At 69.1% G+C, this 19,141-nt stretch carries 13 protein-coding genes and 1 pseudogene; 9 read left to right on the top strand and 5 right to left on the bottom strand.

The features are described from left to right. Positions 1-13: 13 nt before the first annotated feature. Positions 14-2,473: a penicillin acylase family protein gene (locus OO67_RS16180; protein ID WP_033300859.1), complete on the top strand. Its 2,460-nt coding sequence runs from the start codon at positions 14-16 to the stop codon at positions 2,471-2,473. Between the two features lie 73 nt (positions 2,474-2,546). Continuing rightward, a complete protein-coding gene (locus OO67_RS16175; protein ID WP_106972761.1) occupies positions 2,547-3,596 on the top strand; it encodes an alpha/beta hydrolase in 1,050 nt (349 codons plus the stop codon). A gap of 124 nt (positions 3,597-3,720) precedes the next feature. Here the strand turns inward: OO67_RS16175 and OO67_RS16170 are convergent, their stop codons facing one another. After that, positions 3,721-5,382 carry a PLL family lectin gene (locus tag OO67_RS16170; RefSeq protein WP_033300857.1) on the bottom strand — a complete coding sequence of 554 codons (1,662 nt, stop codon included), beginning with the start codon at positions 5,380-5,382 and terminating at the stop codon, positions 3,721-3,723. Between the two features lie 156 nt (positions 5,383-5,538). Here OO67_RS16170 and OO67_RS16165 point away from each other — a divergent pair, with 156 nt between their 5' ends. Next, a complete protein-coding gene (locus OO67_RS16165; RefSeq protein ID WP_033300856.1) occupies positions 5,539-6,201 on the top strand; it encodes a cutinase family protein in 663 nt (220 codons plus the stop codon). Here OO67_RS16165 and OO67_RS16160 read toward each other — a convergent pair whose 3' ends face one another. Further along, a complete protein-coding gene (locus OO67_RS16160; RefSeq protein WP_033300855.1) occupies positions 6,202-7,284 on the bottom strand; it encodes a BTAD domain-containing putative transcriptional regulator in 1,083 nt (360 codons plus the stop codon). It abuts the gene before it with no gap. A gap of 382 nt (positions 7,285-7,666) precedes the next feature. On the opposite strand from OO67_RS16160, the gene OO67_RS16155 reads away from it, so the two are divergent. Continuing rightward, entirely contained in the window at positions 7,667-8,218 is a 552-nt protein-coding gene (locus OO67_RS16155; RefSeq protein ID WP_033300854.1) for a GNAT family N-acetyltransferase, read from the top strand. 180 nt (positions 8,219-8,398) lie between these two features. Then, positions 8,399-10,360, top strand: coding sequence for an acyl-CoA dehydrogenase family protein (locus OO67_RS16150; RefSeq protein ID WP_033300853.1), 1,962 nt, complete (start codon positions 8,399-8,401; stop codon positions 10,358-10,360). 146 nt (positions 10,361-10,506) lie between these two features. Here OO67_RS16150 and OO67_RS16145 read toward each other — a convergent pair whose 3' ends face one another. The 3 genes from OO67_RS16145 to OO67_RS16135 all read right to left on the bottom strand — a co-directional run bounded on the left by OO67_RS16145 (position 10,507) and on the right by OO67_RS16135 (position 14,215). Beyond that, positions 10,507-11,400, bottom strand: a complete 894-nt coding sequence (locus OO67_RS16145) for a geranyl diphosphate 2-C-methyltransferase (protein WP_106972760.1) — start codon at positions 11,398-11,400, stop codon at positions 10,507-10,509. Positions 11,401-11,404: 4 nt separating this feature from the next. Next, positions 11,405-12,697, bottom strand: coding sequence for a family 2 encapsulin nanocompartment cargo protein terpene cyclase (locus tag OO67_RS16140; protein ID WP_033300851.1), 1,293 nt, complete (start codon positions 12,695-12,697; stop codon positions 11,405-11,407). Between the two features lie 105 nt (positions 12,698-12,802). Beyond that, positions 12,803-14,215 (bottom strand): family 2B encapsulin nanocompartment shell protein, encoded by a 1,413-nt coding sequence (locus OO67_RS16135; RefSeq protein ID WP_033300849.1) that lies wholly within the window; start codon positions 14,213-14,215, stop codon positions 12,803-12,805. 326 nt (positions 14,216-14,541) lie between these two features. On the opposite strand from OO67_RS16135, the gene OO67_RS35730 reads away from it, so the two are divergent. From OO67_RS35730 to OO67_RS38045, 4 genes and pseudogenes are all read left to right on the top strand, one after another. Continuing rightward, positions 14,542-15,045, top strand: a complete 504-nt coding sequence (locus OO67_RS35730) for a hypothetical protein (protein WP_051709476.1) — start codon at positions 14,542-14,544, stop codon at positions 15,043-15,045. A 386-nt stretch (positions 15,046-15,431) separates the two neighbouring features. Continuing rightward, on the top strand, positions 15,432-17,552 hold the full coding sequence (locus OO67_RS40485; RefSeq protein WP_078597991.1) for a LamG domain-containing protein: 2,121 nt from the start codon (positions 15,432-15,434) through the stop codon (positions 17,550-17,552). An 863-nt stretch (positions 17,553-18,415) separates the two neighbouring features. Next, the gene (gene ectA, locus OO67_RS16120) at positions 18,416-18,973 is read left to right on the top strand and encodes a diaminobutyrate acetyltransferase (RefSeq protein WP_033300847.1); all 558 of its coding nucleotides are present in this window, start codon (positions 18,416-18,418) and stop codon (positions 18,971-18,973) included. Next, positions 18,970-19,141, top strand: a pseudogene (locus OO67_RS38045) (diaminobutyrate--2-oxoglutarate transaminase); the annotation flags it as partial. The gene ectA and the pseudogene OO67_RS38045, both read left to right, overlap by 4 nt.

Here is a 19,141-nt window from a genome sequence, read left to right as displayed (position 1 = left end):
GGGAAGGACGACGATGGCACGGAGGAGACACAGAACGGGGCTGCCGATGGCGGTCACGGCCGCGGTGGCGGTGATGAGCACGCTCGCGGCCACCGGGGCGACCGTCACGGGGGCGTCCGCCGCCGAGCCGGGGCCGGACAAGCCGACGATCCGCTACACCGAGTACGGAATCCCGCACATCATCGCCTCGGACTGGGAAGGGCTGGGAACGGGCTACGGATACGCGGCGGCCAAGGACAACATCTGCACCCTGGCAGACACCTACCTGATGGTCAACGCCCAGAGGTCCCGCCACCTCGGACCCGAGGGCAAGGCGAGCCCCGGCCAGCTCCAGAACACCACCACCAACCTCAACAGCGACCTGTACTTCCAGCGGATCAAGGACGACCGCGTGGTGGAGCGGCTGCTCGACCAGCCCGCCCCCGACGGGCCGGAGCCGGAGGTCGAAGAGGCCGTCCGAGGCTATGTCCAGGGATACAACAGGTATCTGGCCGAGACGGGCGCGGGCAACATCTCCGACCCGGCCTGCCGCGGGGCCGCCTGGGTGCGGCCGATCACGGAGCTGGACGTCTACCGGCACGCGCACGCCGAGATCATCATGGGCAGCGCCGACGCGCTGCTGGACGGTCAGGTGAACGCCGCTCCCGCGGTGGCGCCGGCCGTCGCACAGCCGAAACCGGCCCCCAGGAGGACCGCGGGGAAGATCCGCGAGGCGATGGCGGCGAGCCGTGAGGACAGCATGGGCAGCAACGCGCTGGCGGTCGGTTCCAAGGGGGTGTCCGGTGGCACCAGCATGCTGCTGGCCAACCCGCACTTCCCGTGGCAGGGCAAGAACCGGATGTGGCAGAGCCAGCTGACCATCCCGGGCAAGGTCAACGTCTCCGGGGCCAGCCTGCTCGGGCTTCCCGCAGTGAACATCGGACACAACGACGACGTCGCCTGGAGCCACACGGTCGCCACGGTCGCGCCGTTCGGGCTGTTCGACGTACAGGTCGATCCGCTGAACCCCACCAAGTACCTGGTCGACGGCGTCTGGGAGCAGATGACCTCGCAGCAGGTCGGTGTCGACGTGCGCAACGCGGACGGCTCCATCGGCACGGTCACCAGAAAGCTGTGGTCCACCCGGTACGGACCGATCACCACGTCGATGCAGGGTGTCGCGTTGCCCTGGGTGGTCAGCGCACACGCGGTGCGCGACGTGAACATGCACAACCTGCGGGCACTGAACACCTGGTTCGGCCTCGACCAGGCCAAGGACGTCCACGAAGTGGTCGGCATCCTGGAGACCACCCAGGGTGTCCCCTTCTTCAACACCATTGCCTCCGACCGCAAGGGCGACGCGCTCTACGCGGACATCCAGGCCACCCCGAACGTCACCGACGAACACGCGCGGTCGTGCCTCACCGAGACCGGCAAGCTGCTGTTCAACCAGGCGCTCCCGCTGTCGAACGTGCCGCCGATCTCCATCCTCGACGGCAAGCGCAGTGCGTGCGACTGGCCCGACGACCCGGACGCGGCAGCCCCGGGCCTGCTGGATCCGCACGAGCAGCCACGGCTCATCCGCTCCGACTTCGTGGGCAACGCCAACGACAGCCCCTGGCTGGCCAACCCCGAGCAGCCGCTGACCTTCCCCCGGGTGATGGGTGACGCCTCGGCGCCCCGATCGCTGCGTACACAGGAGCTCATCCTGACCGCGCGGAACCGGATCAACGGCACCGACGGCCTGCCCGGCAAGGGCTTCACTCCGGACACCATGGGGCAGTTGCTGTTCGCCGACAACAGCAGGGCCGCCGACCTTGCACTCGACGCCACGGTGACGATGTGCCGGAACGTCGCCTTCGGGCTCATCCTGGTGGACGGCACTCTGGTCGACGTGCGCGAGGCGTGTCCGATCCTGGCAGCGTGGAAGAGCCACGACTACACGTCGGACAGCCGGGGATCCTGGCTCTTCGCCAACTACTGGTCCCTGCTGCTCAACGGACAGGGAGTCGAGAAGCTGCCGTGGCGGGTCCCCTTCGACCCCAAGGACCCGGTGCACACGCCCAACTCGCTGGACACCGGAAGCTCCGCCGTCCGTGACGCGTTCGGCCGTGCGGTGCTCGCGCTGCGCAGGGCGGGTACTGCGCTGGACGCCCCGCTCTCGGACGTCCAGAAGGTCACCCGCGCCGGTGAGCGGATCCCGATCCACGGTTCGATCGGCCAACTGGGTGTGCTGAACGTGATCAGTCGCGGTCAGGTCGACGGAGAGATGGACATCGTCTTCGGGTCCAGCTTCATCCAGCAGGTGCGGTTCACCGCGGAAGGCCCGCCGCAGGCCCTCTCCGTCCTGGCCTACTCCCAGTCGGCCAACCCGAATTCGCCCCACTTCACCGACCAGACCAAGCTGTTCTCGGCCGGCAGGTGGGTGACCAACAGGTTCACGGAGGAACAGATCGCGGCTTCACCGGAATTGCAGATCAAGGTTCTGGACTGAGCATGCCTACAACCTCACCAGGGGGAACGCAGTGACAAGGAGAACGCATTGGTGGCGACCGGCGGTGGCGTGGATGCTCGCCGCCCTGGCCGTGGCCGTGGTCACGCCGGCGGGTTCGGTGCAAGCCGCTGACGGGAGTGCCACGCCGCCGCCCATGGCGGACGGTTTCGGCCTGACCCAGGTAGGCGCGGCGACAGGAAGTGCCACCGACTTCTACCTCACCGTGACCACACCCGAGGTCGCGGGCGAGCAGCACATCAAGATCATTCTGCCGAGTGGCTACTACGAGGAACCCGACCGGCGCTACCCGGTGATGTACTTCCTGCACGGTTCGCCCGACGATCCGGTCCAGCAGACCTATCCGGCACTGTCGATGTCGGACCAGATGATCACAGTCATCCCGGACGGCGGCGCCCGGGGCTGGTACGCCAACTGGCTGGACCAGAAGACCGCGGCCGGTGCCCAGAACTGGGAGAACTTCCACCTCGGGCAGGTGGGTCCGTTCATCGACGCGAACCTGCGGACCATCGCCACCAAGAAGGCCAGGGCCGTCGCCGGCGTCTCGATGGGCGGGTTCGGCGCCTTCCACTACGCCCAGGCCCGTCCCGACCTGTTCAGCCACACGGCGTCCCTGTCAGGAGACATCGATCTGTCGGTCAACCACATGGGCCTCCGGCTGGCCGTGGTCGCCTCCCTCATCGACGGACCGGGCGTGATCTGCGCACTGGCATCCGGAGACTGCGACCCCGGCGACTCGCCCTACAAGCCCGGCGTGGACAGTGACGCCGCGTTCGGCTCGCCCTACCCGGTGTTCAACGCCGACTGGCGGTGGAACGAGGTCGACCCGTCCCAGCACATGGGCAGGCTGGCCGAGGCCGGGGTCAAGGTCTCCGTCTACACGGGCGACGGAGGCGGTTCGCCCGGCGACGCGGAGTTCTGGGTCGCCGGCGCGGCCAAGAACGTCAAGTCCGCCATGGACGCTCTGGGCATGTCCTACTACTACGTCAACTACGGCGACGGGGCCGGCTGGGGCACCCGGTGCGACGGCGGCCACAACGCCGGTTGCTGGGAGCAGGATCTCCGGGACCTGATCCCCAGGCTGGAGCGGGAGTTCGCTGCCTGAGCCAAGCGCTCGCCGTCGCCCCGCGTGCCGCCGGAGCGGTACGCGGGACGACGGCGGGTGTGCGTTCCAGGCCCTCGTCGATCGAGCGGGTGCCCGGCCGACGACGGACCTCCGACTCGGTTCACTAGGTGATCGCGGGGCCGGAACCGTTCAGCCAGGCCCATTCCGACCAGGTGGCGAAGCCGGTCTGCCATCGGTGATAGACGCCGGCGTGGCTCGTACCGAACACTTCGACGCGACCGTCTGCGTTGTTGCCCGCACCGATCGACGTGCCACCGCCGCCGAAGGTCTCCCACTGTGAGAACGCCGCGTTCGGGCCGGTCTGCCAGGAGTGGCTCGCGGTGGTGGCGTTGATGGCGAACACCTCTACCCGCCCGTCCACCGACCGCGAGGTGGCCAGCTCGGCGTCAGGGATCCCGCCGGTGCCGGTCCACGCCGACCACGAGGTCGGGCTCGTCTGCCAGCGGTGGAACACCCCCTCGGCGTTGGAGGCGAACACCTCGAGCCTGCCGTCCTGGTTGTGGCTGGCGGTGACGGCGTGTCCTCCGGTGCCGAAGTTCTCCCAGGCGGACCATCCGCCGTTGACGCCGGTCTGGTACAGGTGCTCGAACGTGGAGTCGGACAGCGCGAAGACCTCCAGTCGCCCGTCGGGTGCGTTCTCCATGGCGAGCCGCGCGTTGGCAGGGCCGCCGTGGGTGCCTTCCCATGCGGCCCAACCGCCACTGGGCGCGGTCTGCCAGCGGTGGAACACCCCGTCGGCGTTGGAGGCGAACACCTCGATCCGGCCGTCGGCGTTGTTGCCCGCCGCCAGTCGGTGCCCTCCCGTACCGAAGTTCTCCCAGGCGGACCACGCGGCACTGGGTCCGGTCTGCCACATGTGATCGAACGTACTGTCCGACAGGGCGAAGAGCTCCAGGCGGCCGTCCGCGTTGGACGCCACCGCCAGCTGGGCGTCACGCGGGCCACCCGCGAACCGCCACGGCGACCATGCCCCGTTCGCCGCGGTCTGCCACGAGTGGTACACCCCGTCGGCACCGGCGGCGAACGCCTCGAGGCGCCCGTCCGCGGACCGCCCGGACACGACCCTTCCGGAGGCGTACGGGTGCTTGGGGCCGGCGCTCGTACCGGACCACAACGCGTTGGCGATCAGGGTGGCGTCGCCCGCCTCGATCCCGTACAGGTGGCGCAGGTCCTCCCTCGGCTGCTGCACACGCCAGCACACCTCGCCGATCGGCGCGTCGTTCCACGAGCCGCCCCCGTACACCCCCTCCATCGCGTCGAGGAAGGCGTTGGTGGCGTAGGCCGGATTCAGACGCTGCTCCCGGGTGCCCCACCAGTCCTGCTGCTGGAACAGCCCGATGCTGGTGTGGTCGACGGCCTGGGAGTAGTTGTTCATGCTGGCTTCCACGATGATCGTGGCGATGGCGATCGCCGCGGCTCTCGGGTTGAGCCCCCGGTCCTTCACCGCCTGCGTGACCATCCGAGCACACGACATCTTGTACGCGTTCAGATGACCGGCCATCTTCGCGTCGAGCTGCGGGTTGAGCTGGTCCGCCATGACGCCGTCGGTGGCGGACGGACCGGCCGGATCACACGGTGCGGTCGGAATGGCCATGCCCTGGGGGCCGCTGAAATACCGGGAGACACCGGACCGGTCGTCTCCCGGCCCCGGAAGAGGCCCGGGCCGGGCTACGGCGATCGAGGCGGTCATCCCGACGACCAACGCCCAGATACAGGCCATCAGGGCCAGTCCGGTGCATACGCGGTGTAAGCCGCTTCTTGCCATGGGGTGCCTTTCCGTCGCGAACTCCGGTCGTGGCGGCCGACAGTAGGAGGCACCGATGAAATACCGATGGAATCGGCCCTCCCACTCGTTTCATCGGGAAGTCATCGGCCACTGCCAGTCTCGTGAGGCGTAGGCAGACCACATGGGGAGGTTCGAATGCGAGCGAAGAGGATGACGGCCGTGTCGGCCGGACTTCTGCTGACGGCAGGGCTTTCGGCGATACAGACGTCCACGGCGCAGGCGGCAGCGGCGCCGTGCGGCGGCACCTACACGATCGTCGTCGGCGGCACGGGAAGCTCGTGGAACAACGACGGCTTCACCGGCAACATCCAGCAGCACGTGGGGTACCCCACCCAGATCCCCAACGGCGCGAGCGCCCGGGCAGGTGTCAATGAGCTGAACCGGCTGGTGCGCGACCAGCGTGCCGCGTGTCCGGGCCAGCACGTCAAGATGGGCGGGTACTCCCTGGGAGCCGCGGTGGTGCACATCTGGGTCACCGAGAACTGGCAGACCTTCGACAACGTCAATGCCGTTCTCATCTCGGATCCCAAGCGGCAGGCCGGCCCCGGCGCCAACGGGGGATCCGTGCCGTTCGGCGGAATCGTCGGCGCTCCGCTCGCCGGCGCCGACAAATTCTTCGGCGACGTACCGGTCAAGACGATCTGCCACTGGGACTATGTCTGCGACGAGTCCGCCGGCATCTGGACCTACCCGAACAACCACATCAGGAACTACCCCAACGACTTCAACATGGATCACCACAACGACAGCGCCAACGAGCAGTGGTACAACGGCGCCTGGCACCCCGCCTCCTGGTGATCAGGGTCCGGTCACGGACCCGGCCAAGGGGATGAGGCCGAGACCGGCTTCGTCACCGCGCAGGATCATCTGGTGCGCCCGCCGCAGCATCCGGCTCGGAGCGACCCCCAGGTCGTCGGCGAGCAGGCGGCGGGCGCGCTCGAACACCCTCAAGGCGTCGGCCTGGCGTCCGGTGCGGTACAGCGCCCGCATCAGCATCGCGGCCAACGACTCGTTGAAGGGATGCGCCGTCGACAGGGCGGAAAGTTCGCCGATCGCCTCCGAGTCCTGGCCGAGGCGCAGCTGCCACGTCAGCTTCCGCTGCACGATGGCGATCCTGCGCTCGGTGAGCCGCAGCCGCTCCAGTTCGGCGAGCGGCCCCGGCAGACCGGCCAGGGGTTCCGCGCGGAACAGCTCCAGCGCCTGGGCACAGAGACGGACCGCCTCGAGCGGTTCGCCCGCCCGGTCGGCCTTCCCGATGCCGTTGACCAGCTCCTCCATGCGTGCCACGTCCACGTCGACCGCGCCGGAGACCAGCTGGTAACCACGGAGTCCGCGCTCGATGACGGAGTCCGAACCCTCCCCGGCGCGCAGAGCTTTGCGCAGCCGGTAGATGTACACCGGCACCACGTTCGCGACCGGCGGCTCCATCCCCCATACGTCATCGAGTAGTTCCCGCTGACTGAGCGACCGCCCCGCGCCCAGCGCCAGGGCCGCCAGAACGGCTTGCTGGCGCAGATGCCCCAGATCCAGGGGCCGCCCGTCCCGCCACGCCCGCAGCGGCCCGAGCATGGAGAGCCGGATTCCCGGCCCCGCCGCTCGCACGGTGACGGCCCGTGGAACCGGTCTCACCGATCCCGTGCGCGGGCCACGTCCGGGGACGACCAGACCACAGTCGAAGGCGTGGACGATCGCGGCGGCCCGGTCGCGCAGACCGAGCTTCACCAGGATCCGGGCGAGGTGCTCGGCCACAACGTCCTCGGGAATGGCGAGGGCTGCGGCGACCTCGTCGTCCCGCAGTCCGCATCCGACCGCGGAGAGCACCTGGTGTTCCTGGTGCCCGAGAACGGCGGCAGGTCGGTCGGTGGTGACGCTCGTCGGCATCGCTGCTCCCCGGGCTCCGGACGGGTCGGTCTTGCGGGCGCCGTCGAAGGTAACGGGGGCAGCACGGTGCGAGGCATCCGGAACGATCCGGAGTGACACACACGGCGCCCGGCGGCAAGCCCCACGGGCCCGGGCACGCCGCACCCACGATGACCAGGTGGGGGCCCTACGGGCCCGGCCTCGCAGGTGCATGGGCCGCCCTCGGTGGACCAGCGCGAAGGACCGTGTCCTCGTCCCGGAGCTGACCGTCTCAGCCCGGGACAGGAGGACGCTCAGCGCTGAGTGGGGAGGGGGCCTGCGACGGGCACCGAGATCCGGACGAGGCCGAGGGGCAGCAGCTGTCACCGTGTCCGCGCGGCGGGGGTGCGGTAAGTTGCCCGCCATGACTGAGCTCGGACCCGTCGCCCGGCCGGCTGCTCCGATCAGAACCGGGCGGCTCGTGCTTCGCCGGTCCGAGGCCCGGGATCGTGCGGCGTTCATCGAGCTGTTCGCCTCGTCGGAGGTGGGTACCTATGTCGGTGGCCCTCGACCGCGTGCCGAGCTCGACCGCACGGTGCCTGAGGTGCCCGGGCGGCGCCCAGGCCTCTTCGTGGTCGCTCTCGAGGGAGCGATGATCGGCATGATCACGCTCGACCGGCGCGACGCGAAGCGCCCGGGCCACGTACGTCCGGATGCCGCGGAGGCCGAGCTCGGTTACATGTTCCTGCCGGAGGCGTGGGGGTGCGGGTATGCCGCCGAGGCGTGCGCAGCGGCACTCGACTGGTTCGCCGGCGCGCTGCCCGGTGAGCCGGTGGTGCTCTGCACCCAGACCGCCAACGACCGCTCGATGCGCCTGGCGGCGAAGCTGGGGTTCACCGAGGTGGAGCGGTTCGAGGAGTACGGCGCCGAGCAGTGGTTCGGCGCCTGGTGCCCGGGGTCGGGCCCGCGCCGCTGACGGTCCTCGCAGGCCGGGGCACTTCGCCGGGCAGTCGCCTTCGACCGCACCTCAGCTGCGAACCCCTCTTCCGCACGAGGGTGCCGGCCCCGAGCCGGGGGAGCGCCCGCGCCTCCCTCGTACGGCCCTCAGAGCCCAGGCCGACCGCTTGATCGTCCCCGGGCGGGGTAGCGAAATGGCATGGCCACTGACAACACATCCACTGCCGCGAGCGGTTACGTGCAGCCCGAGATCGACGTCCGGGCGCTGACCGAGGTGCTCGACGGCGAGTACGCCGAGATCCGCGACCTCGTCCGAACCAACCTGGTGACGCATGCCTCCGTTCTGGAGGATGCCGACGAGCTCGGCGTTGACGCGTATCGCGAACGGGTGCGTGAACTCGTGGTCGAGATGGCCGCGACGGGCCAGACCGGCATGGGTTTCCCGCGCGAGTACGGCGGGGGTGGGGATGTCGGGGCCTCGATCGCCGCGTTCGAGACGCTCGCCTTCGGTGACCTGTCGGTACTGGTGAAGGTCGGCGTGCAGTTCGGACTCTTCGGTGGCGCGATCCTGCATCTGGGCACCGAACGCCATCACGAGGCCCATCTGCCGGACCTGATCACCGGGCAGCTGATGGGGTGCTTCGCGATGACGGAGACCGGGCACGGTTCCAATGTCCAGGCGCTCGGCACCCGCGCGAGTTACGACGCCGCCCGCCAGGAGTTCGTCATCACCACGCACGGCGACCAGGCGCGCAAGGACTACATCGGCAACGCGGCCCGCCACGCCGAACTGGCGGTCGTCTTCGCCCAGCTGGAGGTGGGCGGGAAGCCCGAGGGTGTGCATGCGTTCGTCGTGCCGATCCGGGTCGGAGGTGACGTGGCACCCGGCGTCCGGATCGAGGACGACGGCCGCAAGATGGGCCTCAACGGTGTGGACAACGGCCGCATCTGGTTCGACGGTGTGCGGGTGCCACGCGAGGCGCTGCTCAACCGCTTCGCCGACGTCACCCCCGAAGGCGTCTACGAGAGCTCGATCGAGAATCCCGACCGACGCTTCTTCACCATGCTCGGCACGCTGGTGCAGGGCCGGGTCAGCGTCGGCGGCGCCGCGGTCAACGCCGCCAAGGTCGCCCTCGCCATCGCGACCACATACGCGGACCGGCGACGGCAGTTCGAAGCGGCCCCGGACGCGGAGGAACAACTGCTCCTCGACTACGGGCTGCATCAGCGCCGTCTGCTGCCGCTCATCGCGCGTACGTATGCGTTGCACTTCGCGCAGGACGTCGTGCGCACACAACTGCACGAAGTCTTCTCCGGCATCAAGGACGACGCGCATACGCGGCGCCAGCTCGAGTCACGGGCGGCCGGCACCAAGGCGCTCGGCACCTGGCACGCCACCCGGGTCGTCCAGGAGTGCCGTGAGGCGTGCGGCGGCGCGGGTTACCTCGCCGTCAACCGGTTCGCCGCCCTCAAGAGCGACAGCGACATCTTCACCACCTTCGAGGGCGACAACCATGTCCTGCTGCAGCTCGTGGCCAAGGGACTGCTCACCCATCACGCGAGCGAGTTCGAGGACCTGGACCAGCTCGGCATGGTCCGCTACGTCACCAACCTCGCCGTCGAGACGGTCATAGAGAAGACTTCGGTCCACAAGCTGCTCGAGCGGGTACGAGACCTGCTGCCGGGCGGCGACGAGTGGGACCAGGAAGCCGGCCTGCTCGACTCGGAGTACCAGCTCGCCATGCTCCGCTACCGCGAGGAGCACATGCTCGCCGGCGTGGCCCGCCGGCTCAAGCGCGGGATCGACCAGAAGCGCAGTCCCGGCGTCGTGTTCTCGCAGGTGCAGGACCACGTCATCGCGGTCGCCCACGCACACGTCGAACGGCTGGTGCTGGAGGCGTTCGTCGACAAGGTGCGTGCGCTGCCCGAGAGCGGCAACAAGGTCGCGCTGGGCTTGCTGTGCGACCTGTACGCCCTGTCGACGATCGAGTCGGACCGGGCATGGTTCATGGAGCACGGCCGGCTGACCGTCCAGCGTTCCAAGGCGATCAGCCGTGAGGTGAACGACCTCTGCCGCAAGGTCCGGCCCCTGGCGGGCGGCCTCGTCGATGCCTGGGGCATCCCGCCCGAGATGCTGCGCGCACCGGATCTGGTGGGCTGATCCGGGGTCGGAGCCCGGGCGGAGGCGCCGGCCCGCCGTGGTCGCCGGGCCTGGGCGCTGCGCGAGTGCCGGGCGCCCACCTCCGTCGGACGCGGCGCCCCGGGTGGGCTCGCGGCCGACGGAGGTCCCGCCCGGACCACAGGAGGTCAGACGCGGTCCGCTGCGATGAGGAGGTACTGGAAGGACCCGTCCTTGTAGGAGTTGATGAACGCGTCCTCGATTCCCGTGACCAGCGAAGACGTGGCCCGCAGCTCCCAGTAGGGCAGCGTGTCGGGGGTGAGGTCGACGACGGCCTGTGGCACGAGGCGGTTGTCGGCCATGGCGCGCAGGTACTCCCGGCGCGAGTGGATGTTGCACTCGAAGTGAGCGTTGATCTGCGAGACCCACTTCGAAGGCTGGCCGTACCTGGGGTTCCAGCAGCCGGTGATGGTCACGTAGCGACCGCCGACCGCGAGGACGCGGGAATGTTCGGCGAAGAGGTCGTGCAGGTCGACGTACATGCTCGACTCGTTGTTCCATGAGGCCGCCGCGGACCCGGTCTCGAAAGGCGTGGCGAGCATGTTGCAGACTCGGGCGCGGACATGGTCCTGGATGCGGAGTTCGCGGGCACGACCGTTCGCGAAGTCGGCCTGCTTGGCCGACAGCGTGACACCTTCGACCTTGCATCCGAAGCGCTGGTGCGCCATCACCATCGAGCCGCCGCGGCCGCAGCCGGCGTCCAGCAGGGTGTCGTCACGCCCGATGTCGCCGAGGTGCCCCAGCAAGTACTCGGCCTGTGCCGACTCCAGACGGTGGAGTTCGGCGATCAGCTTCTTCTCGCCTGCACCGTCCTCGGCGTCGCCGAGCGCGGCGTGATCCACTTCACCGATGCCGTAGTGGTGGTGGTAGAGGCCGTCGACATCGCCGAGGCGCAGGTTCACGGGCCTGGCCTCCCCGTCCCAGTAGCGTGCGATGTCCCCCTGGTAGGGCGTCGACGGACGGGGGATGCGCAGGGGGGTGGACGCGGCGGTGAGGTCGGTGTTGATCACAGATGAGTCCATTCTCTTACCAGAAATCGGGCAGGCTGTAGCGGTAGGTGTTGGACCGGTGCCAGTGGTGGTTGCCGTCGACCCATGCGGCGACGCCCCGCAGGAAGCGCTGCACGCTCGGGAAGGGGCAGGAAGCGGACAGGGCCGAGGCTTCGGTCTCGAAGTCGTGCATCAGGTCGTTGTGGACCTCGACCGACTTCAGATACGCGTCCCGGTCGGACAGCCCTTCACGCGCGGCGATCACGACGGGCAGGTTCAGGTGCCGGCCCGGAGCGTCGAGTTCCTTCGTGTAGGAGTACAGGTCGTTCACGATGGTCGTCGCGTTCCCCGCAAGGGCGATGACCTTCTGCATGGCGGCCTGGGCGTGCAGGTCCGCCGGCAGCTCGTAGCCGCCGACGGTGTCGGTGATGGTGGGGCAGGGGCGGAAGTTGTTGAACTGGCGCATCGCCAGGTACTCCCACACCTCGGGGACGTGGTCCAGTTGTGACCAGGCTGCTTCGGCGAGGTACCCCATGTGCAGCCGCGCCATGTCGTGGCGCAGACGGTCCGCCTGGGAGGGGCCGGCCGCTCGGACGAAGTACTCCATGGCGGAGCGGTAGGCGCGCCGGGGCGCGTCCGCATGGAGCGACTTCGCCCATTGCGGCCGGTACTCCTGCGTCGTGTGCAGGGGGTCGAGGGCGGTGTGCGCCAGCAGAAGACGCTCACCGAGGCCGATGGGCGAGCCCCCGTGGTCCTCGCAGTAGCAGTCGTCCACCGCGTTCTCGGCCACCATCAGGCGTGTGGCGATCATCAGGTGCTCGACGGTCGGCGCGTCCGGATGACAGCCGACCATGTAGCGGCCCACGGAGAAGCCGTCGAACTCCTCCTCCCAGTCCTCGGGGTACAGGCGGACCTCCTCCATTGCCCAGGACTTGATCCGTCGGCTGACCTCGTCGACCCGCACCGGGTCGGGCTCGGGCACCGGGTGGAAGTAGAGGCCCGGGACCGGCATGCCTTCCGCCGCATCTGCCGACGGGTGCGACGGCGGCGGCTCCTCCCGCAGGGTCAGCCGCAGGCCCGCGGTGCCCAGGCCGCTGGGACCACGAAGGATCCGTTCCAATCCGGCGCCCGGTGCCGGCCCCTCGGCTGCCGGGCGGCCGAGGGGAGGCGGGACAGGGGCGGAAACCGCCGGCGGGGCGGGCAAGAGGCCGCTTGTGGCGGCCTTCGCATCGCAGGCGTGGACCGCCGCGGAAGTGAGGACGTGCGCCCCGAGGTGGGAAGCGGCCTCCGGCAGGCGCGACTGTGGCGGGGGCAGCTCAGGCGCGGGCATCCATGGCTCCTTCGTGGGGTGGGCGGCTGTCCTGGAGCCCTCCAGGGCATGCGCGACCTCCCGGAGGCTTCGGGGCGTCGCGCCAGGCCTTTCGGGCTGGGCCTGCTAATCGGCCCAACGGGCGATCTGCACGTTCTCCAGCACGCCGACCGCGTCCGGCACGAGAATGGCGGCGGAGTAGTAGGTGCTGACCAGGTAGGACGTGATCGCCTTCTCGTCGAGGCCCATGAAGCGGACCGACAGGCCCGGTTCGTACTCGTCCGGCAGCCCGGTCTGGTGCAGGCCGATGACGCCCTGGCTCTCCTCGCCGGTACGCATCACGAGGATCGAGCTGGTCTTCTCCCGTGTGACGGGAATCTTGTTGCAGGGGAGGATCGGGACTCCACGCCAGGCCGGAACCTGCTGGCCGCCGAGGTCGACGTGGTCCGGATAGAGCCCACGGGAGTTGAACTCACGCCCGATCGCCGCGATCGTCCGGGGGTGGGCGAGGAAGAACTTCGAACCGCGGCGTCGACAGAGCAGTTCGTCCATGTCGTCCGGGGTCGGCGGGCCGGAGTGTGTCTGGATGCGCTGCTTGAAGTCGGCGTTGTGGAGGAGGCCGAACTCCCGGTTGTTGATCAGCTCGTGCTCCTGACGCTCGCGCAGCGCCTCGATGGTGAGCCTGAGCTGCTCCTCGGTCTGGTTCATCGGCCCGTTGTAGAGATCGGCGACCCTTGTGTGGATCCGCAGAATGGTCTGGGCGACCGAGAGCTCGTACTCGCGCGGTTTCAGTTCGTAGTCGACGAACGCGCCGGGCAACTCGTGTTCGCCGACGTGGCCGGCCGACATCGCGATCTCCGCCTCGCCGCGATGGTTCTGCCGTCGGCCGGAAAGCGACGAGAACTCCTCGAGGTGGCCTCGGAGACCGGGCGCCGAGGCCAGCACGGCCGCGAAGTCACTACGTGACAGGGTGAGCAACGTGCCGGAGGTCTCAGCGGTGGCGGTGTGCTCCCACCGGGCGTCCTCGTCCAACAAGGCCTGCTCGCCGAACCGGTCGCCGTCGGCGAGCACCTCGAGAGCGACCTCGTCACCGAATTTGCCGGCGGAGGTCTGGCTGACGCGGCCGTGGGCGATCAAGTGGAGCGCGTCCGCGGGCGTTCCCCGCTCGACCAGTGTCTCGCCGACGCGGAAGTCGCGTTGCACGCACCGGTCGGCGATGGCGGTCAGCACCTCCACGTCGTCGAAGCCTCGCAGCAGAGCCAGTTCACCGAGCTCACGGGGAATCACCCGGACGTCGGCACCGTCCTGGACGAACTCCACTCTCCCGTCGCCGACGGTGTAGGTCAGGCGACGGTTCACGCGGTAGGCCCCGCCCTTGGTTTCCACCCAGGGGAGCATGCGCAGCAGCCAGCGGGATGTGATCTCCTGCATCTGCGGGGCGGACTTGGTCGTGTTGGCGAGGTTGCGGGCAGCCGCAGTGCCCAGGCTGGACTGCCGGGGCAGCCCTGGTCGCGTGTCCGGGCTCGAATCAACAGTCATCGGGCAAGCTCTCCTTGGTCAGGGCGGTGACGCGCGTATGCGGACGCCACCGGGCAACAGGAGGGAAAAGCGGTATATGAACGAGAACCCGTCCAGATCCAGGGGAACTGTAATGGCCGCTTCGCCTCCTGGATCAAGGGAAGCCGCCGACATTAACTCGATACGATGATCGCGCCCGCATGATGTTTGTACGTGTACCGGCTTGATTCAGCCGGGATCGGCGGCACGTCGCACCACGGCCGTCGGCTTCAGCGGGCGGATCGACGAGTCGAGGACCGGCACGAGCGCCGCACGCACCCGCCGTCGCGACACCACGGAGATCCCGCATGGCTGATTACTACCCGTACCGAATCTCCCACGGGGGAAGCCACTTGACGCTGATCTGGCGGTCCGGGGAGGGCGATGCCCCCAACGAGGTGGCCGTCGACGGCCGCGGGGGACTCCTCGCGTTCCCTGACCTGAGGACGCTCGAGGAACACTGTGACCGCCACGGCTGGGAGCTCATTCGGGAGGGCGGAGCGGCTCTCGATCTGGCCGTCGTACGTCAGTGGGTCGAACGCCCTGATCTTGACCCGGTTCCGGCCGGACTGCTGCTCGCGGCGTGGAACTTCTTCGAAGATCTCTCAAGCAGTCTCAAGGCCGGCCCGGCCCTTCCGCCACAAGGACCGCTCCACGACAACGCTTACGAAAAGATCTTCGGCGGCGATGCTCTCGGACCGACCACCTGCAGGGGGGCCTGGACGGAGGAGGAGGCCGCGGCGGTGCGCGAACTCCTGCGCATGGGGCTGGACCTCTGGGAGCGGGCCGTGGGTGGGTCCCGGATCCGATGACCGTATCCGTCCGTCTCCCGTCTCCCCTCTGCAACTGCCGATGCAGTACCGGTCCGATGTCCCGCCCCGGCCTCTCGCGCGAGTCGGCGAGCAAGGTTCGCGGTGCCCAGCTGCTCGGGGGTGTCGCCTCGCACCCCAACCGTCCCGGCCAGGGCTCGGCTGCGCGCGGCCCGTCGCCGATCCGGAGTGCCGCGGCCGGGCGGGGCACGGTCCTGCGCCGCCCGGAAAATTCATTTTGAATGCGTTCGAAGATCGCCCTACAGTCATGCAGCCCGACCTGATGGTGGGCATGGTATCTGCTGGTCTCTGCGTGGCGCCCGCCCCAGCCGATGGCGGCGAACCGCTCCCGCGCAGAGCCGGACGACGACACAGGGGGACCCAACCGCATGATCACCCATTCCGGCCGGCGGGCCAGAACCACCGCCGTGGTCACGGGACTTGTAGGCGTGCTGCTCGCCGCCACCCCGGGCGTGGCCATGGCTGCGGGGGAGAACCTTCCGCCGCTTCGGCCGAGCATCGACGCCCTCACCGTCGACCGGACCAAGGCATGCTCCGACGAGCCCGTCCACGTCTCCCAGGCACCCGAACTCCGGGCCACCGTCGAGGACACGACGGAGGACAACGAGGAATGGGAGACCAACAGGGCCGGCGCCGAGTTCGAGGCCTGGTGGACCGACACCGATGGAGCCCAGCAGCGCCGTACCTACGCCTCAAGCATCCTGCATTCCCCCATCACCCAGCTGTGGCGGACCCCCTCCGACCTCCCGGCGGACACAGTCGTCTCCTGGCACGTCAGGGCCGTCGACGACGAGGGCGCGACCTCCGCCTGGAGTGACGAGACCCCCGGCACCCCCTGCCGGTTCATCATCGACACGGTGAGCCCTGAGCCGGCGACGGTCGTCTCGGCGCAGTACCCGGACGACGACAGCGGCTGGCACGACGGCGCCGGCGTCTACGGCAGCTTCACCTTCGACTCGCCGTCCGAGGACGTCGTCGAGTACGTCTACTCGGTTCTCGGCTCCGCACCCGGACGAGTCCGGCCCGAAGAGCCGGGCGGACCGGCCACCATCCGGTGGATGCCGGAGGACAGCGGGGTCTACTACCTGCAGGTCCGCGCCGTCGACCGAGCCGGACGCTCCAGCTCCCAGGTGACCCACTACATGCGGGTTGCCGCCGGCCGTGCCCCTGTCGCCCACTGGCCCCTCGGCGACCCGGCCGGGTCCCACAAGGCCGCCGCCGAGTCGGGCCCGGCGGCCCGCGCTGAGGACGGCGTCCTCTTCGGCGCCCCCGCTCCCGCCCGCACCGGCCTCACCTCCGCCGTCACCCTCGACGGCCGGGGCAACAGCTACCTCACCCCGGACGCCCCCGCGGCGGACACCGAGAAGACCTTCGCCCTCTCCGCCTGGGTCCGCCCGGCAGCCACCGACGCCCCGATGACGGTGGCCAGCCAGGACGCCGCCGACGGCGCCTCAGCCTTCACCCTCGGCCTGCGCCCGGCCGCTGACGGCCCGGCCACCTGGGCCTTCCGCTACGGCACCACCACTCTCACCGGTGGGAGCGCCTCTGCCGGCGGCTGGGCACACCTGACCGGCCTGTACGACACCGAGGACAGCACCCTGCACCTCTACGTCAACGGCAAGAAGGTCGCCTCCGAGACCGGTGTCGCCCCGGTGGCCGCCCCTGGCGCCTTCCAGATCGGCCGTGCCCGCGGCGACTCCGGTGAGCGCTGGAAGGGCGAGGCGGCCGACGTCCGCGTCTGGGACCGGGTCGTGTCCCGCAAGGAGGTCGAGAGGCTGGGTTCCCGCCCCGCCGACCTGGTCGCAGCCTGGGACATCGAGCGTTCGGACGACGGTGTGGTCCCCGATCGGGACGGCGGCCAGCCACTGACCCTGCACGGCGGCGCCGGCTTCTACACCCCCGACTACGACGCCTGCTTCGAAGACCCCGAGTGCACCGAGTTCCCGGCGAGCGCCCTCGACGGCAACGACCACCTGGACCTGGACGGCACCGACGGCTACGCCGCCACCAGTGGCCCCGTCGTCGACACCGCCGACAGCTTCAGCGTCGGGCTGCGGGTCCGCTTCGCCGACACCACCCCCCACCGGCCGATGACCGTCCTGTCCCAGGGCGACGCCGACAGCGACGCGTTCAAGGTCCGCTACGATCCCGCGGGGTCCGAGTGGCAGCTGATCGTCACACCCAGCAGCGAGCAGGGTGCCGAGGAAACCGTGATCGCCGGGGCCGGTGCTCCCACCGACCACACCGACGAAGCGGTCGTCGTGTACGACGACTCCGAGGGCCACATCACCCTGTACGTCAACGGCGAGGCGGTGGCCACCGCGGAGTTCAACGCCTCCTGGAGCGCGACCGGCCCGCTCCAGATCGGCCGCGGACACACCGTCGACGGGGGTTGGGGCGAGTATTTCCACGGTGGGGCCGACACCGTCCGCGTCTTCGGCGGAGCCCTCAGCGCGTCCCAGGTGAACTCGTTCGCCTACCTCAACTGAGGCTTGCAGGAGCTTCCCTCAGCCACTCACCGCCACTCCTTCCCACGTGGCCGTCGACGCCGGCGGCCACGTGGGGACGGGATTCGGGGGCCGGTGACTCAATCGATTTCGGCGGTGCCGAGACCGCGGCCAGGGACGGGTCGGGGAACTACTGAAGGAGAAGCGGGACTTCACCGCAGGGGAGCCCGTCAGCGACCGCGGGGCTGTCAACGGAATCCTGTGTGGCGTCAGCGGCATCCTGTCCGTCTACAGGGCGACGTCGGGGTACTCGTGAAGCAGGAGAGATGCCAGCGGGAGGATTTCCCGAGGATCGCATTTCATCACCTTTCTCGATAAACGCTCGATGCGTGTGTCAATCCCGGTGCTCGGCAGAAGGCATAAGGGGTGAGAGACCGCAACCGATGCTTCCCCGCGGCTGTTCCCTCGCGTGCGGTAATTTCCACCGTTTCCGGTCGCCAGGCGCCTGGTGGGCTTTGGTTCGGGATGCTCCCACGGCCGCTCCGATCGTTGGTTCCAGAATGCCTGACACAGGAATTCACCCGGTTGGCGGGGGTCGTGCCGCAAGGGGAATCCCGCGTGCGTCCGTTGCCGTACACGCACTCCGGCCACCGCCCATGCCCAGGAGCTCCTGTGGCCCGGGGGTGGCCCTCGGCCTATCATGATTCGGCAGAGCTCCTGAATCAGAACAAACACAAATCGTTGATTCCCGAATTGTTGTGATGGATACGATTTCCGGAAGGTGCATTTCGGCAACGAATCGGGTATCAATCAGTTGTTTCGTGCTCGGCCTGAGGCGCTTCACACGGCTTCTCGCGGGAACACTCCCGCCTTGTGCACTGCGGTGAGACGGAGGTGTGGACCCAATGGTGAGGTCGGAGGAGTACCTGGAAGAGCCCACGATCGAGGACGGCGCCTCGGCGTGGCGTATCGCACGGGATTCATGTGTGCTCGACGTGAATTCTTCCTACAGCTACCTGCTGTGGTGCCGTGACTTCGCGGCGACCTCCGTGGTCGCCCGCGACGAACAGGGCGAGGCCGTAGCATTCGTGACCGGGTACGTCCGCCCCGAACTGCCCGGCACACTCGTCATCTGGCAGATCGCTGTGGATGAGGCCCGGCGCGGCCGTGGTCTGGCCGGGGCGATGCTCGATCACCTCGCCGCCCGCCTTCTGTCCCGGGGCGTCCTCCAGCACCTGGAGACGACGATCAGCGCGGAGAACGAGGCGTCACACAAACTGTTCCTCTCGTTCGCCGAGAGGCACGGGGCGCAGCTGGAACGTGAGCTGCTGTTTCCCGCACGGCTCTTCCCCGACACGCACGAGTCCGAACACCTGTACCGCATCGGGCCACTTGGTCAACCACCCGTCCCGTCGCCGGAAGCCCAGCACCTGGATACTCGCCACGCTAGGAGCGCGTCATGAAGCGGACCAGCCCGCATGCCCTGAGTGTCTTCGAGAGCCTTGAGTCGGAAGTACGCAGCTACTGCCGCGGCTGGCCCGCGGTGTTCGACCGCGCGCAGGGCGCCCGGCTCACGGACGAGGACGGCCACTCCTACCTGGACTTCTTCGCCGGTGCCGGATCGCTCAACT

The sequence above is a fragment of the Streptomyces atroolivaceus genome (assembly GCF_000717025.1).
Lineage (GTDB): Bacteria > Actinomycetota > Actinomycetes > Streptomycetales > Streptomycetaceae > Streptomyces > Streptomyces atroolivaceus.
The sequence above is the reverse complement of the archived record's forward strand: the minus strand, read 5'-3'. Positions and strand labels throughout refer to the sequence as shown.

Excerpts from the sequence above, each read along its gene's own strand:
- OO67_RS16180 (WP_033300859.1), top strand. The coding sequence starts at position 14 with ATGGCACGGAGGAGACACAGAACGGGGCTGCCGATGGCGGTCACGGCC.
- OO67_RS16175 (WP_106972761.1), top strand. The coding sequence starts at position 2,547 with ATGCTCGCCGCCCTGGCCGTGGCCGTGGTCACGCCGGCGGGTTCGGTG.
- OO67_RS16170 (WP_033300857.1), bottom strand. The coding sequence starts at position 5,382 with ATGGCAAGAAGCGGCTTACACCGCGTATGCACCGGACTGGCCCTGATG.
- OO67_RS16165 (WP_033300856.1), top strand. The coding sequence starts at position 5,539 with ATGCGAGCGAAGAGGATGACGGCCGTGTCGGCCGGACTTCTGCTGACG.
- OO67_RS16160 (WP_033300855.1), bottom strand. The coding sequence starts at position 7,284 with ATGCCGACGAGCGTCACCACCGACCGACCTGCCGCCGTTCTCGGGCAC.
- OO67_RS16155 (WP_033300854.1), top strand. The coding sequence starts at position 7,667 with ATGACTGAGCTCGGACCCGTCGCCCGGCCGGCTGCTCCGATCAGAACC.
- OO67_RS16150 (WP_033300853.1), top strand. The coding sequence starts at position 8,399 with ATGGCCACTGACAACACATCCACTGCCGCGAGCGGTTACGTGCAGCCC.
- OO67_RS16145 (WP_106972760.1), bottom strand. The coding sequence starts at position 11,400 with ATGGACTCATCTGTGATCAACACCGACCTCACCGCCGCGTCCACCCCC.
- OO67_RS16140 (WP_033300851.1), bottom strand. The coding sequence starts at position 12,697 with ATGCCCGCGCCTGAGCTGCCCCCGCCACAGTCGCGCCTGCCGGAGGCC.
- OO67_RS16135 (WP_033300849.1), bottom strand. The coding sequence starts at position 14,215 with ATGACTGTTGATTCGAGCCCGGACACGCGACCAGGGCTGCCCCGGCAG.
- OO67_RS35730 (WP_051709476.1), top strand. The coding sequence starts at position 14,542 with ATGGCTGATTACTACCCGTACCGAATCTCCCACGGGGGAAGCCACTTG.
- OO67_RS40485 (WP_078597991.1), top strand. The coding sequence starts at position 15,432 with ATGATCACCCATTCCGGCCGGCGGGCCAGAACCACCGCCGTGGTCACG.
- ectA (WP_033300847.1), top strand. The coding sequence starts at position 18,416 with ATGGTGAGGTCGGAGGAGTACCTGGAAGAGCCCACGATCGAGGACGGC.